Source organism: Microbacterium aurantiacum (genome assembly GCF_031625015.1).
Lineage (GTDB): Bacteria > Actinomycetota > Actinomycetes > Actinomycetales > Microbacteriaceae > Microbacterium > Microbacterium aurantiacum.
In genome coordinates this window covers 1,760,941-1,775,216 of record NZ_JAHWXH010000001.1, presented here as the reverse complement: position 1 = coordinate 1,775,216, position 14,276 = coordinate 1,760,941, and the positions used below count along the sequence as shown (strand labels likewise).

Below are 14,276 nucleotides of genomic sequence, written 5' to 3'. Positions count from 1 at the left end.
CTCGTGACGCGTACGCGAGATCAGATGGCGTTGACGTCCAGCGGGATGCCGGGGCCGAACGTGGTCGACACCGCACCCTTCTGGATGTAGCGGCCCTTCGAGCTCGACGGCTTCAGACGCACGATCTCCTCGAGCGCGGCCGAGAGGTTCTCGTCCAGCTGCTCGGCGGAGAAGGACGCCTTGCCCACGACGAAGTGGACGTTGGCGTGCTTGTCGACGCGGAACTCGATCTTTCCGCCCTTGATCTCCTCGACGGCCTTGGCCGGGTTCGGAGTCACGGTGCCGGTCTTGGGGTTGGGCATGAGGCCACGGGGACCCAGCACCTTGCCCAGGCGACCGACCTGGCCCATGAGCTCCGGGGTGGAGACGGCGGCGTCGAACGAGGTGTACCCGCCGGCGACCTTCTCGATGAGCTCGGCGCCGCCGACCTCGTCCGCTCCGGCCGCGATGGCGGCCTCGGCCGCGGGGCCGGTGGCGAAGACGATGACGCGAGCGGTCTTACCGGTGCCGTGGGGCAGGATGACGGTGCCGCGCACCATCTGGTCCGCCTTGCGGGGGTCGACCGAGAGCTTGAGGGCGACCTCGACGGTGGAGTCGAACTTCGCCGAACCGGTCTCCTTCGCGAGGGCGACGGCCTCGGTCGGGGTGTAGAACTTGTCCGCCTCGATCTTGGCGGCAGCGGCCTGGAAGGCCTTGGACTTGGTAGCCATGTTTCCTATCCCCCTCAGTCCTCGACCGTGATGCCCATGGAGCGGGCGGTTCCGGCGATGATCTTCGAGGCAGCGTCGATGTCGTTCGCGTTCAGGTCGGGCTGCTTGGCCTCGGCGATCTCGCGGACCTGGTCCTTGGTGAGCTTGCCGACCTTGACGGTGTGCGGCGTGGAGGAGCCCTTCTGGAGGCCGGCGGCCTTCTTGATGAGCTCGGCGGCCGGGGGCGTCTTCAGGATGAACGTGAAGCTGCGGTCCTCGTAGACGGTGATCTCCACGGGGATGACGTTGCCGCGCTGCGACTCGGTCGCGGCGTTGTACGCCTTGCAGAACTCCATGATGTTCACGCCGTGCTGACCGAGCGCGGGGCCGATCGGCGGCGCCGGGTTGGCAGCGCCGGCCTTGATCTGGAGCTTGATCAGGCCGGTCACCTTCTTCTTGGGTGCCATATCCTTTTCCTTTCCTCGAACCGGGTGCCGCGGCATCCGGTTCTCCCGCCTCTCGGGCCGTTCCCGAGCGCGGTGCGTTGCGCGCAGGGCGCAAACCACCCAAGAATACCGCATCCGTCGCCCTCACCCGAACCCGCCCTCCCCGGGCACGATGACGGACATGCGCATGATGACGGATGCCGCGGCCCCGAGTGGTCCGTGATCGTGCGCATGTCCGTCATCGTGCGCGGTGGAGTCCCTGCGCGACGGCGCGGACGATCACGTCGTGCACCTCACTCCAGCGGGTCATGATCTGCACGAAGTCGATGCGGATGACGTGGTACCCCAGGAGCTTCAGCCGCGCGTCGTGCGCGATGTCGCTCCGCCGCTGCGCACCGACGTGGTGGCCGCCGTCGACCTGGAGGACGAGGCGATCGCCGATGACGAAGTCGACCGCGTGCCCCGCGAGCCACACCTGCTGGCGGATGGGCAGGCGGAGGAACCGCAGGCGCACGGGGATGACGGTCTCCAGGCCCGAGTCGGAGTGCAGCGAGCATTCCTCGAGCAGGACGCGGGCGAGCGGCGCCAACGGCAGAAGCCGAAGCGACTCCCGCACGACGAGCCCCTGCCGGAGCGCCGACTCCCAGACGGCGAGGGCCTGCTCGTGCGGTCGACAGCGCGCGATGACCGCGAGGACGTTCTCGACGGGGTCGACGAGGACGTCCGGATGCCGCGGCACGAGGGGGCGCGCCCAGTGCACCCGGGTCGCGTCGCTCACCTCCCCGATGTGCCGCTTCGGCGGCGCCGCCACGTGAACGCAACCGTCGCCCTGCACCCAGAGCCCGAGACGCTCGGCCTGCGTGAGGCAGGAGAGCACGACGCCCGCCCGCGCCGCGGCGACGAGCAGCGGGTCGGCACCCGGCAGCGCGACCCACCCGTCGCGCGGACGCGTCAGCATGTGCGTGGCGAGCCGTCGCTCGATCGCGCGACGCGACCACCCGCGGGACCGGAGCGCGGACACGCGCACGACACCACCGGCCTGGGATACGGCATCCGTCAGCTCATCCATCCCCGCGAGCCTCCCCGACGAGGGCGCCCCGCAACCGCGTCGCCCCCGTTCTGGGGACAGCACCCGGCGCATCCGCCCCTGGGGAGGAGGCGCGGATGCGCGCAAGAGTGCGGAACGGATGCCGCGGCACAGCGAAAGCGCCCCGTCGGGAGACGAGGCGCTTTCGCGAGAGGGGTGCTCTTACAGCTTCGTGACCTGGTCGAACGACAGCTCGACGGGGGTCTCGCGCTCGAACAGGGAGACGAGGACCGTGAGCTTGCCGCTCTCGGGCTTGATCTCGCTGATCGTGCCGGGAAGACCCGCGAACGAGCCCTCCTTGATGGTGATCGTCTCGCCGACCTCGAAGTCGACCTCGGCGGGAAGGACGCGGGACGCGGCCTGCTGACCCGGCTTGGTCGCGGCGCCCTTGGCGGGAGCGACATCCTTGACCTCGACGAGGGACTTCAGCATCGTGAAGGCCTCCTCGAAGCGGAGGGGGGTCGGGTTGTGGGCGTTGCCGACGAAGCCGGTCACGCCGGGCGTGTGACGCACGACCGACCAGGTGTCCTCGTTCAGCTCCATGCGCACGAGCACGTAGCCGGGGATCCGGACGCGCGTGACCATCTTGCGCTGTCCGTTCTTGATCTCGACGACGTCCTCCATGGGGACCTCGATCTGGTAGATGTCTTCCTCGACCTCGAGCGTGGACTTGCGCTGCTCGATGTTGGCCTTCACCTTGCGCTCGAAGCCGGCGTAGGAGTGGATGACGTACCACTTGCCCGGGAGGCTGCGCAGCTCGGTGCGGAACGCCTCGTAGGGGTCCTCGTCCTCGTCGGATGCCTCGTCCTCGTCGTCGCCGTTCACGTCGGGCCCGTCGTACGGGGTGACGTCGTCGGCGTGCTCGGCGGCGTACTCCTCCGCCTCTTCGGCGATCGAGTCGTTGAGGACCTCGGCCGCGGCCTCGGCCTCGGCGGCCTCGTCGATGTGCAGGGCGTCGTTCACGATGGCGTCGGCCTCCGGGTCGGCGATCTCGATGTCGTCGAGGTCGGTCGTGTCCTCTTCGGGCTGGTCCTCGACGATGTGGATGGCGACGTGCTCGGCGGGGGTCACCGCGAGCTCCTCGGCGGCCAGCTGGTTGCCCTCCTGCGCCTCGTCGTCCTCGGAGGACTGCTCGGCCGCGGTCGCCCAGTCGGCGTCGTCGACATATCGTTCCGTCACGTGCGTTCCATCTCCATCCGTCCGCGCGGGCGTCGCCGCCCCTCGCGTCGAGGCCCGCGAGATCGCGGGCGTGTGCGTGGGCTCAGGCGCCGCCGGGGATCCCGAACACGTACTGCGTGATCATCACGAACAGCACGTCGAGGCCGTAGACGATGGCCATCATCACCACGACGAAGCCGAGGACGACTCCGGTGTACTTCACCAGCTCCTTGCGGGTGGGCGTGACCACCTTGCGGAGCTCGGCGAAGACCTGACGGATGAACAGCGCGATCCGCGCGAACACGTTCAGCTTCTTCCCCTGGGAAGTGCTGCCGCCCGCGGGGACGAGCTCGCCGTTCGGGTCGTCCTGAACCATCGATGCCACCTGATTACCTTCCGTGTGTCAGCTTCCGCTGACGCGCAGGGCGGACAGGAATCGAACCTGCAACCTGCGGTTTTGGAGACCGCTGCTCTGCCAATTGAGCTACCGCCCTAGAGACCCACGGGCCTCGGACGAAGTCTTCATCCCCTCCGAAACCGCGGCGGGCACGGCGAAGATTGCAGACTTCTACTGCACGCACCAGTGTACGGCATGCCTCCGCGCCCGACGAACCGGCGGTCGACGCCCGTTCCGTCCGGCGCCGTTCAGTACTGCTGGATGCCGTAGCGGTCGGGTTCGGGTCCACGGTCGAACGCGCGCCCGGTCACCACCGTCGGCTCGACGCGGACGTAGGTGTACTTCAGCGTCGGGATCCAGGGCTTCAGCCCCATCCCGTCCGCGCGCTCGACGGACGCACTGTCATCGAGGGCCCGCGCGTGTCCGCGCACCACGACGCTCCACGCGTGCTCGTCCGTGTGATGGTCCACCTCGAACAGGACCTCGTCGTTGACGGTGAGCTCGAACAGCTTCGAGCCCTGCGCGGTGCGGAAGAGGATGCTTTCGCCGTCGACGACGTAGTTGACGGGGAAGATGTCCAGCACCTCCCCCACGCGCGTGACGAGCCGCCCGAGCTCCTCCGTGCGCAGCCGCTGCCAGCAGGCCTCGTCGTCGAGGACGGTCACGGGGCTGTATACGCCTTCCATGACCCCATCCTCCCGGCTCGCCGAACAAACCACCAGGGACCTAGGGCCCGACTCGGACGGATGTCGCGAGCCGGGCCGATCCGTCAGCTCGCCGCGCGGATGAGCTTCTTGTTGACGAACTCGTCGGCGGCGAGGAGTCCCATCTCCCGCGAGGTGCCGGAGCGCTTGACGCCGCCGAAGGGCAGCGCCGGCTCGTCGGCGAGGACGAGGTTGATGTAGACCATGCCCGCGTCGATCCGGTCGGCGATGCGCGAGGCCTGGTCGGCATCAGTCGTGAACACATAGGAGCCGAGACCGTAGCTGGTGTCGTTGGCGATCTGCACCGCCTCCTCCTCCGAGGACACACGGTAGACGACGCCCACGGGGCCGAAGAGCTCCTCGCGGTACACGTCCATGTCGGGGGTGACGTCGGTGAGGACGGTCCCCGGGTAGTACGCCTGGTCGCGGGTGCCGCCGGTCACGAGCCGCGCACCCTGCGCCACGGCGCGGTCGACCTGCTCGGCGAGGCGCTCGGCGGCGGCGAGCGAGGAGAGCGGCCCGAGCACCGTGTCTTCGGCGAACGGGTCGCCCACCTGCGCGCCGGACATCGCCGCGGTGAACTTCTCGAGGAACGCCTCGTACAGCTCGTCGATGACGATGAAGCGCTTGGCGGCGTTGCAGGACTGACCGTTGTTGTCCAGGCGCGCGTCCACGGCCGCCTGCACCGTGGCGTCGAGGTCGTCGGTGGACAGGAGGATGAAGGGGTCGGATCCGCCGAGCTCCAGCGCCACCTTCTTCAGGTTCCGCCCGGCGATCTCGGCGACCGCCGACCCCGCCCGCTCGGAGCCGGTCACGGAGACGCCCTGGACGCGACGGTCGGCGATGACGGACGCGGCCTGCTCGTTGGTGGCGTAGAGGTTGATGTAGACGCCCTCGAGACCGGCATCCTCGTAGATCTTCTGGATCGCGGCGGAGGACTCCGGGCACTGCGGCGCGTGCTTGAGCAGGATCGTGTTGCCGATCATGATGTTCGGCGCGGCGAAGCGGGCGACCTGGTAGTACGGGAAGTTCCACGGCATGATGCCGAGCAGCACCCCGAGCGGCGACCGCCGGATGAACGCCGGGCCCTCGCCCTCGATCTCGAGCGGCTGGTCGCCGGTGATCTTCTCCGCCTGGTCGGCGTAGTACTCGGTGATGTCGGCGGCGAAGTCGACCTCGCCCTCCGCGGCGGCCAGCGGCTTGCCCATCTCGCGCACGATGATGGCGGAGAGCTCGTCGCGGCGCTCGCGGTGGAGCTCGGCGACGCGGCGGAGGCGCTCGGCGCGCTCGGCGACGGGGACGTCGCGCCACTGCCGGTACGCGCTGTCGGCGGTCGCGATCGCCGTCTCCAGCTCGGCGTCGCCGATGGTCGGATAGGTGGCCAGGGTCTCGCCCGTGGCGGGGTTGACGACGGCGTAGTCACTCATGTTGTTCTCTCCGATCGTTTGGGTACAGTCTGCCGTCACCGGCGCAGGCTCGCGGGGGCGTCCATCGACAGGGTCTCGCCGCGGAAGAACGCCGGGCGCTTGATCGACTGCCAGATCATGATGACCACGCCGAGCAGGATCACGGTGACGCCGAGGATGAACACCAGGCCGACACCGGCGATGTTCGATCCGCTGCCGTAGTCGGGGTCCATCGAGTCGACGAGGGTCTGCACGAACAGCACCAGCAGGATGACGCCGCCCACGAGCGGCAGAAGCATCGTGAAGAAGAACCCGCGCACCGAGTCGAACCACTGCTTGCGGAAATACCAGACGCACGCGAACGCGGTGATGCCGTAGTAGAAGCAGATCATCATGCCGAGCGCGGTGATGGTGTCCCACAGCACGTTCTCGCTGATGAAGCGCATCACGGCGTAGAACCCGGAGGCGACGATCGCCGAGACGATGGTCGCGTAGCCGGGCGTGAAGAAGCGGGGGCTGACCCGGGCGAAGGATGCCGGGAGGGCGCCGTAGTGCCCCATCGACAGGAGGGTCCGCGCGGGCGAGACGAAGGTGGACTGCAGCGACGACGCCGAGGACGTCAGCACCGCGAGCGACACCAGGAACGCCAGCGGCCCGAGCACCTGTCCGGAGAGCGCGAAGAAGACGTTGCTCTGGATGTCTTCGTTCCCGAGCCCGTACTCGCCCGTCCCGACGCCGGCGAACATGATGAGCGAGACGGCGAGCAGCAGGTAGAGCGAGACGATGATGAGGACGGTGAGGGTCGCCGCGCGCCCCGGGGTCTTCTCCGGGTCCTTCGTCTCCTCGTTCATCGTGAGGGTGACGTCCCAGCCCCAGAAGATGAAGATCGACAGCGAGAGCCCCGCCACGATCGCCGAGAAGTCGCCGACGGCGAAGGGGTTGAACCACGAGAAGTCGAAGGGCGTGGCGTCGAAGGCGTTGCCGGTGAGCATCTCCACGATCGCGGCGATCGCGAAGACGAGGAGCACCAGCACCTGGAAGCCGACCAGGAAGTACTGCAGCTTCTGCGTGGTCTGCATGTCGCGGTACGACACCAGCGTCGCACCGAGGACGAAGAGGAGGCAGACGGCGACGTTGATGAACGGGTTGAAGGCCAGCTCGGCGATCCCCGGTTGCCCCGTGATCTGGGCGATGAGGAGGAAGAGGAACTCCACCGCGATGCCGGCGAGGTTCGACAGCACGAGGATCGTCGCGGCGATGAGGCCCCAGCCGGCCATCCAGCCGACCCACGGACCGAAGGCGCGTGCGCCCCAGGTGAACGACGTGCCGGCATCCGGCATGGCGCGGTTGAGCTCTCGGTAGCCGAAGGCGACCAGGAGCATCGGGATGAACCCGAGCAGGATGATGCCGGGGACCTGCACGCCGACGGCCGAGACCGTGGGGCCGAGCGCCGCGGTGAGGGTGTAGGCCGGGGCGATGCAGGAGATGCCGATGACGACGGCGCCGATGAGGCCGACGGTGCCGGCGCCGAGGCCCTTGCTCGACAGTCCGCCGGCCGGGGCGGCCTCGCCCGCCAGCGGCTTTTCGGGTGCGCTCACTTCTGGCCCTCTTCCTTGCGCGTGCGGGGCACGACCATCATGGGGACGGGGAGTTCATGGAGCATCTTCGCCGCGGTCGACCCGAGGAACAGGCGCTTGGGCTGTGCGAGCCGGCTCGAGCCGACCAGGACGATCTCGCCCGGCTCCCACTCGAGGTGGGAGACGGCGTCCTCGATGCTCTCCCCGCGCGCGACGACGACCTCGCTCGCGCTGTCGGCGCTGAGGGCCGCCTGCGCGGTCTGGAGGACCTGATCGGCATGGGCGGCGCCGGCGATGCGGATGACGCCCGTGTCGACGGATGCCGGAAGGTCGACGGTCACGAGCGAGAGGAGTCGCACCGATGCGCCGGTGGCGGCGGCGAGGGTCGCCGCTTCGTCGATGAGCGCATCGGCCCCCGGACGGGTGCCGATCGCGACCGTCAGACGCGGGAGCCCGGCATCCGCCGGGGCCTTGCGCGCGCCCTTCGGCACGAGGATGACGGGGATGTCGGAGACGTGCAGCAACTCGTTCGTCGTCGTGCCGAGGCGGTGCCGTCCGCGGCGTCCGCCGTCGGCGGCGCCGACGACGATGTGCGTGGCCGACAGCTCCTCCGCGGTCTCCAGGAGCCCTTCGCCGAAGGACTCGGCGTAGCGGACGTGCTCGGCGTGCTCCACTGTGTCCGGGACCGCGGATGCCGCCTCGGCCAGCCACTCCCGCGCCTGGCCCTCGAGGTACCGGTCGTACGCGGCGTTCGGCGGGGTGATGACGCTCCGCCCCTCCGCCGGCAGGATCTGCACGAGGTGGAGGTCGGCGCCGGATGCCGCGGCGAACCGCGACGCGAAGGCGACGGCATCCTTCCCGGCCTTGGTCGCGGTGTAGCCGACGACCAGGCGCAGCCGCCCGGTCACCGGCGGGCCTCGTCGAGGATGTTCTGCGCGACCAGGCGTCCCATGCGGATCGCCCCGTCGACGTGCTGATACCCGGCGCCTGCCATGTCGCTGCAGGCGAAGTGGATCGGGCCCACGGGGGTGCGCAGGTCCGCGCCGTACCGGGTGAGACCGCCGAGGTCGAAGCTGGCCGCGTACGCGCCGCGGGTCCACTCCTCCGCACCCCAGTCGCTCTCGTAGTAGACGAGCGGGTCCTTCGCCTCGGGGCCGAAGTAGTTCGCCAACGACGCGAGGATGCGCTCCTTGCGCTCTTCGGCGGACACGCGGAAGAGGTCGTCGGCGTTGCGGTCGGAGACGAATCCCACGAGGGTGCCGCGCTCGTCGCCGTGGTTGGTGTTGTCGTACGCCTCGTGCGACAGCTCGTACGGGCTGAACGCGGTGCCCGACAGGCCCTTGTCGCGCCAGAACGGACGGTCGTAGACGGCGTGGACCTTGATGACGAAGCCCATCGAGATGTGCTGGTGCAGCTGCTGCTTGAGGCGCGGCAGAGGCGGATCGAACTCGATCCACGGGTACAGGATCGGCGCGTGGGCGAGGATGACGTACCGCGCGCGGACGACCATGCCGTTGTCGGTCACGATCGTGACGCCGTCGCCGGCGGTCTTGACCTCGGTGACCGGCTGCTCGAGGAAGACGTCATCGCCGAGGCGCTCGGCGAGGAGGAGCGGCACCTGCTGGAGTCCGCCCACCACGCGCTCGTCGAGGATGTAGTCGGCGTCGACGAGGTGCGAGAAGCTCCCCGCGCTCGCGGCCATCAGCAGGGCCTGCAGGGCCGAGAAGGCGTAGGCGGGCTTGGTGAGCATGGCCCCCGCGATGAAGAGGGCGATGTTGTCGCGCGCCTCCTGGTCGTCGGTCTCCTGCTCCAGCCACGCCTCGAACGAGATGCGGTCGAGCTCCTCGGCATCCGGGCGGTCCCACGGACGGTCCGGATCGGTCTCGGCGACCATCGCGTCGAGCTTGTCGATCAGGCGGACGAGCTCCTTCTCGGTCTCGGGCTTGACCGGGAAGATCTCCCCGGTGAACAGCGTCCGCTCCCCGGCGGCGTTGATGTAGACCGACTCGCCCTCGCGGTAGCGGGAGTAGGTCTCGAGTCCGAGCTCCGCGATCGTCTCCTTCAGCACCTCCTGGTCGGGCGAGACCCATTGGCCGCCGATCTCGAGCATGGCGCCGTCGATGACGTCGGTCCACAGCCGCCCGCCGACCCGCTCGCGGGCCTCCAGCACCGCCACCGACAGCCCTGCTTTGCGCAGTTCGTGGGCGGCGGTGAGGCCGGCGGCTCCGGCGCCGACGATCACGACGTCGCGCGTCACCTCGTTCATGTGCGTCTCCTCAGCTCTCCCGCGGGTGCGGGGGTCGATCGTGCGGAGACGGATGCTCTCGCCACGATGCGGGGGCAGTGGGTGGTGAAGGGAAGGCGCCGCTCAGTGGGCGGCGAGGGCGGCGGCGATGACGTCCAGGCCCTCGTGGAGCAGGTCGTCGGAGATGCTCAGCGGCGGGAGGAAACGGATCACGTTGCCGTAGGTGCCGCAGGTGAGCACGATCACGCCCTGCGCGATGCAGGCCTTCGCGATCGCGGAGGTGAGGGTGCCGTCGGGATCTCCAGTCGAGGGCACGACGAACTCGACCGCGATCATGGCACCGCGTCCGCGGATGTCGCCGATGCGCGGGTCCGAGGCCTGCAGGTCGCGCAGGCGTCCGGTCAGGAGGGTCTCGATCTCCCGCGCGCGGGAGGGCAGGTCCTCGCTCTCGAACACCTCGATGGCGGCGAGCGCCGCGGCGCAGGCGATGGGGTTCCCGCCGTAGGTGCCGCCGAGGCCGCCGGCGTGCGCGGCATCCATGATGTCCGCGCGACCGGTGACGGCCGCGAGCGGGAGGCCCGCGGCGATGCCCTTCGCGGTCGTGATCAGGTCGGGGACGATGCCGAACAACTCGGAGGCGAACATCGCGCCGGTGCGACCGAAGCCGGTCTGGATCTCGTCGGCGATGAAGACGACGTCGTTGCTGCGGCACCAGCGCAGGAGGTGCTCCAGGAATCCGTCGGCGGGGACGATGAACCCGCCCTCGCCCTGGATGGGCTCGATGATGACGGCGGCGAGGTTCTCGGCGCCGACCTGCTTCTCGATGACCGAGATGGCCTTGCGCGCGGCATCCGCGCCGCTGAGTCCGCCGTCGCGGAACGGGTACGACATCGGCGCGCGGTAGACCTCGGAGGCGAACGGGCCGAAGCCGCTCTTGTAGGGCATCGACTTCGCCGTCAGGGCCATCGTGAGGTTCGTGCGCCCGTGGTAGCCGTGGTCGAACGCGACGACGGCCTGCTTCTTGGTGAATTTGCGCGCGATTTTGATCGCGTTCTCGACCGCTTCGGCGCCGGAGTTGAACAGCGCCGACTTCTTGTCGTGGTCGCCCGGGGTGACGCGGTTGAGGGCCTCGGCGACGGAGACGTACGACTCGTACGGCGAGACCATGAAGCACGTGTGCGTGAACTGCGCCACCTGCGCGGTGACGGCCTCGACGACGCGGGGGTGCGCGTTGCCGACGGTGGTGACGGCGATGCCCGAGCCGAGGTCGATGAGGGAGTTGCCGTCGGCATCGACGACGACTCCGCCGCCGGCGGCGACGGCCTCGATCGGCGCGGTGTGGCCGACGCCGGCCGCGACGGCGGCCGCCTTCCGCGCGAGGAGTTCCTGCGAGCGGGGGCCGGGGATCTCAGTGACGAGGCGGCGTTCCTGGGGCAGAGTGGGCCCGCCCACCGGGGCGGCAACGGTGTCGATCGCGGTCATGTCGGCGAGCGTACGGGGGCGGGCGCACGGCGCACACCTGACCGGCTGTACATTTTTCCCAACCCGATGTACAACCCGTACACCCCAACGTGACTCGCGGAGGATCATGACCACGGATGCCGACGTCCCGACCCTCCGCGCCCTGCTGAGTCGACCCGACCTCCAGCTGCGTCTCGCCGGCGATGCCCGCGACGACGCCCTGGACCGGCCTGTCCGGTGGGTCCACAGCTCCGACCTTGCGGATCCGACCCCCTTCCTCTCCGAGGGCCTCGTGCTGCTGACCACCGGCACCCAGTTCGACGGTGCGGGCGAGGAGCGCGGACCGTACCGCGACTACGTCCAGCGGCTGTCGGCGCGCGGCGTGGTGGGCCTCGGCTTCGGCACGGAGGTCGTCCGGCACGGCATCCCTCCCGCGCTCGAGGAGGCGTGCGCGGCCGCGGGGATGCCGCTGTTCGAGGTGCCGTACCGCACCCCGTTCATCGCCGTGGCCCGCGCCAACGCCGAGGCCATCGCGGCGCAGGCCTACGCCCGCCGCAGCTGGGCCCTCGCCGCGCAACGCGCGATCGCCCTCGCGGCCCTCCGCCCCGACGGCCTGGGGGCGACCGTCGCCGAGCTCGCCCGGCAGCTGGACACGTGGGTGGGCATGTTCGACGCCGCCGGCGAGCTCGTCCGCGAGCATCCGGCCGGAGGGCTGGATGCCGCGACCGCCGCCGCCCTGCACGACGAGGTCGGCGGGGTGCTCCGCCGCGGGGCGCGCGCGGGCTCCGCCCTCCGGATCGGCGACGGGCCGTTCTCACTGCAGACCCTCGGCCGCGGCGGACACCTCCGCGGCGTCATCGCGATCGCCGCGGGCGACCTCGACCAGGAGGGGCGGGGCGTCGTGACCGCCGTCATCGCAATGGCCGGCCTCGCCCTGGAACAGCAGCAGGGCCTCAGTCGCGCGCGGAACGCCCTGCGTGCGGGCCTCATCCAGTCCCTCCTCTCCGGCGACCCCTCTCTTGCCCGGAGGATCGCGCGCGAGATGTGGGGGGCGCTCCCCGCGGCGCCCGTCGACGTCGCCGTCACCGAGGCCCTGGCGGGCGAGGGTACGCGGACGACGGCGAGCGCCCGCGCCCGCCTGGACGCGATCACCGAGCTCCTCGAGCTGCGCGGCGACGAACGACGCGGCACGCTGTTCTTCGGCCGCGTCGAGGGCGCGCTCGTCCTGATCGTCCGCACCGGTGAACGCGCGGTGATCGACGAGATCGCCGAGCGGTTCGAGATCCGGGTGGGCGTCTCCGAACCGGCCGGCTACGACGGCATCCGCGCGGCCCTCGACCAGGCGCGGGCCGCGCGGGACCGGGGCACGGCATCCGTCACCGCGTTCGCCGACATCGGCCGGGCGGGCGTGCTCTCCGCGCTCTCCGCGGATGCGCGGGCCCTCGCCGACGCTCAGCTGCGGCCCCTCGTCGACAACGACCGGACGCAGGGCACGGCTCTGCTGGCGACCCTCCGCGCCTGGCTCGATGCGGACTGCTCGCACGAGGCGTGCGCCCGGGCCCTCGGCGTGCACCGCCACACGGTGCGGACTCGTCTCGCGCACATCGAGCGCGTGCTCGGACTCGATCTCGGATCGTTCCCCGTGCGGGCGGAGCTCTACGCAGCGTTGCGCGCGGCGGAGGGCTGAGGACATGATGACCGCATGAGCAGCGCGACGGAGATCGGCGACGTTCCGAACGGCGACGTGTCGTGGTGGTGGCGCTCGGTCGGCGGAGTCCCCGCGCCGAGACCCGCCCTGCCGGGGGACATCGACGTGGATGTCGCCGTGGTCGGCGCCGGGTACACCGGTCTCTGGGCGGCGTACTACCTGAAGACCCTTCAGCCGGGCCTCCGGGTCGCGGTCCTGGAGCAGCGCTTCGCCGGCTTCGGCGCGTCGGGCCGCAACGGCGGATGGCTCACCAACAGCGTCACCGGCGGACGCGCGCGGTACGGACGAGGACCCGGCACCGCGCAGCAGCGTGCATTGAACGCCGCGGTGGACGAGGTGATCACCGTCGCCGAGCGGGAGGGGATCGACGCCGACATCGTGCGCGGGGGCGAGTTCGAGGTCGCGCGCACCCCCGCGCAGCTCGCCCGTCTCCGCGCCGCCGCGCGTGCCGAGCAGGACTGGCCCGACACCGATGTGGAGGAGCTGGATGCCGCGTCCGCCGCCGCCCGGATCGGTGTGGCCGGGACGCTCGGGGCGATCCGGCACCCGCACTGCGCGCGCGTGCATCCGGTCAAGCTCGTCCGCGGACTCGCGGCGACCGTCGAGCGCCTCGGCGTGCCGATCTACGAGGACACGCGCGTCCGCGAGATCTCCCGCGGTCGTGCGGTCACCGACCGCGGGACGGTGCGCGCCGCGCACGTCTTACGTGCCACGGAGGGGTTCACGGCGGACCTCCGCGGCGAGCACCGGACCTGGCTGCCGATGAACTCCTCGATGATCGTCACCGATCCCCTGCCCGCCTCGGCCTGGGCGGAGATCGGCTGGGAGGGGCGGGAGACGCTCGGCGACTTCGCACACGTCTACATGTACGCCCAGCGCACCGCCGACGATCGCATCGCCTTCGGCGGCCGAGGGGTCCCGTACCGGTTCGGATCGCGCGTGGACACCGACGGGTCGACGCAGGCGCGCACGATCGCCTCGCTCGCCGCCCTGCTGCACGACTTCTTCCCCGTCGCGGCGGACGTGCCCGTCGCGCACGCATGGTCGGGCGTGCTGGGCGTCCCCCGCGACTGGGCGGCGACCGTCGGCCACGACGCGCGCACCGGCCTCGGCTGGGCGGGCGGCTACGTCGGCACCGGCGTCACCGCCACGAACCTCGCCGGTCGCACGCTCGCCGACCTCGTCCTGGGCCGCGACACCGATCTCACGCACCTGCCCTGGGTCGGGCATCGCGCGCGCCGCTGGGAGCTCGAGCCGCTGCGGTTCCTCGCCGTCCACGCGATCTACGCCGCCTACCGGAGCGCGGATCGGATGGAGGCCGGAGGCTCCTCCCGCACGGCGTGGCCGGCGCGCGTCGCCGACCTCATCGCCGGGCGCTGACCTCCGACATCCGGAAAC

13 protein-coding genes and 1 tRNA gene are annotated in these 14,276 nt (G+C 70.5%); 2 read left to right on the top strand and 12 right to left on the bottom strand.

Annotation, left to right across the window (positions count from 1 at the left end):
• Positions 1-20 precede the first annotated feature (20 nt).
• The 12 genes from rplA to gabT all read right to left on the bottom strand — a co-directional run bounded on the left by rplA (position 21) and on the right by gabT (position 11,191).
• Positions 21-710: a 50S ribosomal protein L1 gene (rplA, locus tag KZC50_RS08275; protein ID WP_310891324.1), complete on the bottom strand. Its 690-nt coding sequence runs from the start codon at positions 708-710 to the stop codon at positions 21-23.
• A 14-nt stretch (positions 711-724) separates the two neighbouring features.
• Positions 725-1,156: a 50S ribosomal protein L11 gene (rplK, locus tag KZC50_RS08270; RefSeq protein WP_053548103.1), complete on the bottom strand. Its 432-nt coding sequence runs from the start codon at positions 1,154-1,156 to the stop codon at positions 725-727.
• 217 nt (positions 1,157-1,373) lie between these two features.
• Positions 1,374-2,204, bottom strand: a complete 831-nt coding sequence (locus KZC50_RS08265) for an endonuclease domain-containing protein (protein WP_310891323.1) — start codon at positions 2,202-2,204, stop codon at positions 1,374-1,376.
• Between the two features lie 180 nt (positions 2,205-2,384).
• A complete protein-coding gene (nusG, locus tag KZC50_RS08260) occupies positions 2,385-3,401 on the bottom strand; it encodes a transcription termination/antitermination protein NusG (protein ID WP_310891322.1) in 1,017 nt (338 codons plus the stop codon).
• An 82-nt stretch (positions 3,402-3,483) separates the two neighbouring features.
• Positions 3,484-3,756 (bottom strand): preprotein translocase subunit SecE, encoded by a 273-nt coding sequence (secE, locus tag KZC50_RS08255; RefSeq protein WP_053548234.1) that lies wholly within the window; start codon positions 3,754-3,756, stop codon positions 3,484-3,486.
• Between the two features lie 45 nt (positions 3,757-3,801).
• Positions 3,802-3,874 (bottom strand) — tRNA-Trp (locus KZC50_RS08250).
• Positions 3,875-4,025: 151 nt separating this feature from the next.
• Positions 4,026-4,463 carry a pyridoxamine 5'-phosphate oxidase family protein gene (locus KZC50_RS08245; RefSeq protein ID WP_053548106.1) on the bottom strand — a complete coding sequence of 146 codons (438 nt, stop codon included), beginning with the start codon at positions 4,461-4,463 and terminating at the stop codon, positions 4,026-4,028.
• Positions 4,464-4,546: 83 nt separating this feature from the next.
• The gene (locus tag KZC50_RS08240; RefSeq protein ID WP_310891321.1) at positions 4,547-5,908 is read right to left on the bottom strand and encodes an NAD-dependent succinate-semialdehyde dehydrogenase; all 1,362 of its coding nucleotides are present in this window, start codon (positions 5,906-5,908) and stop codon (positions 4,547-4,549) included.
• A gap of 35 nt (positions 5,909-5,943) precedes the next feature.
• Positions 5,944-7,485, bottom strand: a complete 1,542-nt coding sequence (locus tag KZC50_RS08235) for an APC family permease (protein WP_310891320.1) — start codon at positions 7,483-7,485, stop codon at positions 5,944-5,946.
• Positions 7,482-8,372, bottom strand: coding sequence for a universal stress protein (locus tag KZC50_RS08230; RefSeq protein ID WP_310891319.1), 891 nt, complete (start codon positions 8,370-8,372; stop codon positions 7,482-7,484). The genes KZC50_RS08235 and KZC50_RS08230 overlap by 4 nt, the downstream gene beginning before the upstream one ends.
• The gene (locus tag KZC50_RS08225; protein ID WP_310891318.1) at positions 8,369-9,730 is read right to left on the bottom strand and encodes a flavin monoamine oxidase family protein; all 1,362 of its coding nucleotides are present in this window, start codon (positions 9,728-9,730) and stop codon (positions 8,369-8,371) included. Before KZC50_RS08225 ends, KZC50_RS08230 begins: the two co-directional genes overlap by 4 nt.
• Before the next feature lie 102 nt (positions 9,731-9,832).
• The gene (gene gabT, locus KZC50_RS08220; RefSeq protein WP_310891317.1) at positions 9,833-11,191 is read right to left on the bottom strand and encodes a 4-aminobutyrate--2-oxoglutarate transaminase; all 1,359 of its coding nucleotides are present in this window, start codon (positions 11,189-11,191) and stop codon (positions 9,833-9,835) included.
• Between the two features lie 106 nt (positions 11,192-11,297).
• Between gabT and KZC50_RS08215 the strand changes: the two genes are divergently transcribed.
• Positions 11,298-12,857 carry a PucR family transcriptional regulator gene (locus tag KZC50_RS08215; RefSeq protein ID WP_310891316.1) on the top strand — a complete coding sequence of 520 codons (1,560 nt, stop codon included), beginning with the start codon at positions 11,298-11,300 and terminating at the stop codon, positions 12,855-12,857.
• Positions 12,858-12,872: 15 nt separating this feature from the next.
• Positions 12,873-14,258, top strand: coding sequence for an NAD(P)/FAD-dependent oxidoreductase (locus KZC50_RS08210; RefSeq protein ID WP_310891315.1), 1,386 nt, complete (start codon positions 12,873-12,875; stop codon positions 14,256-14,258).
• Positions 14,259-14,276: the final 18 nt, after the last annotated feature.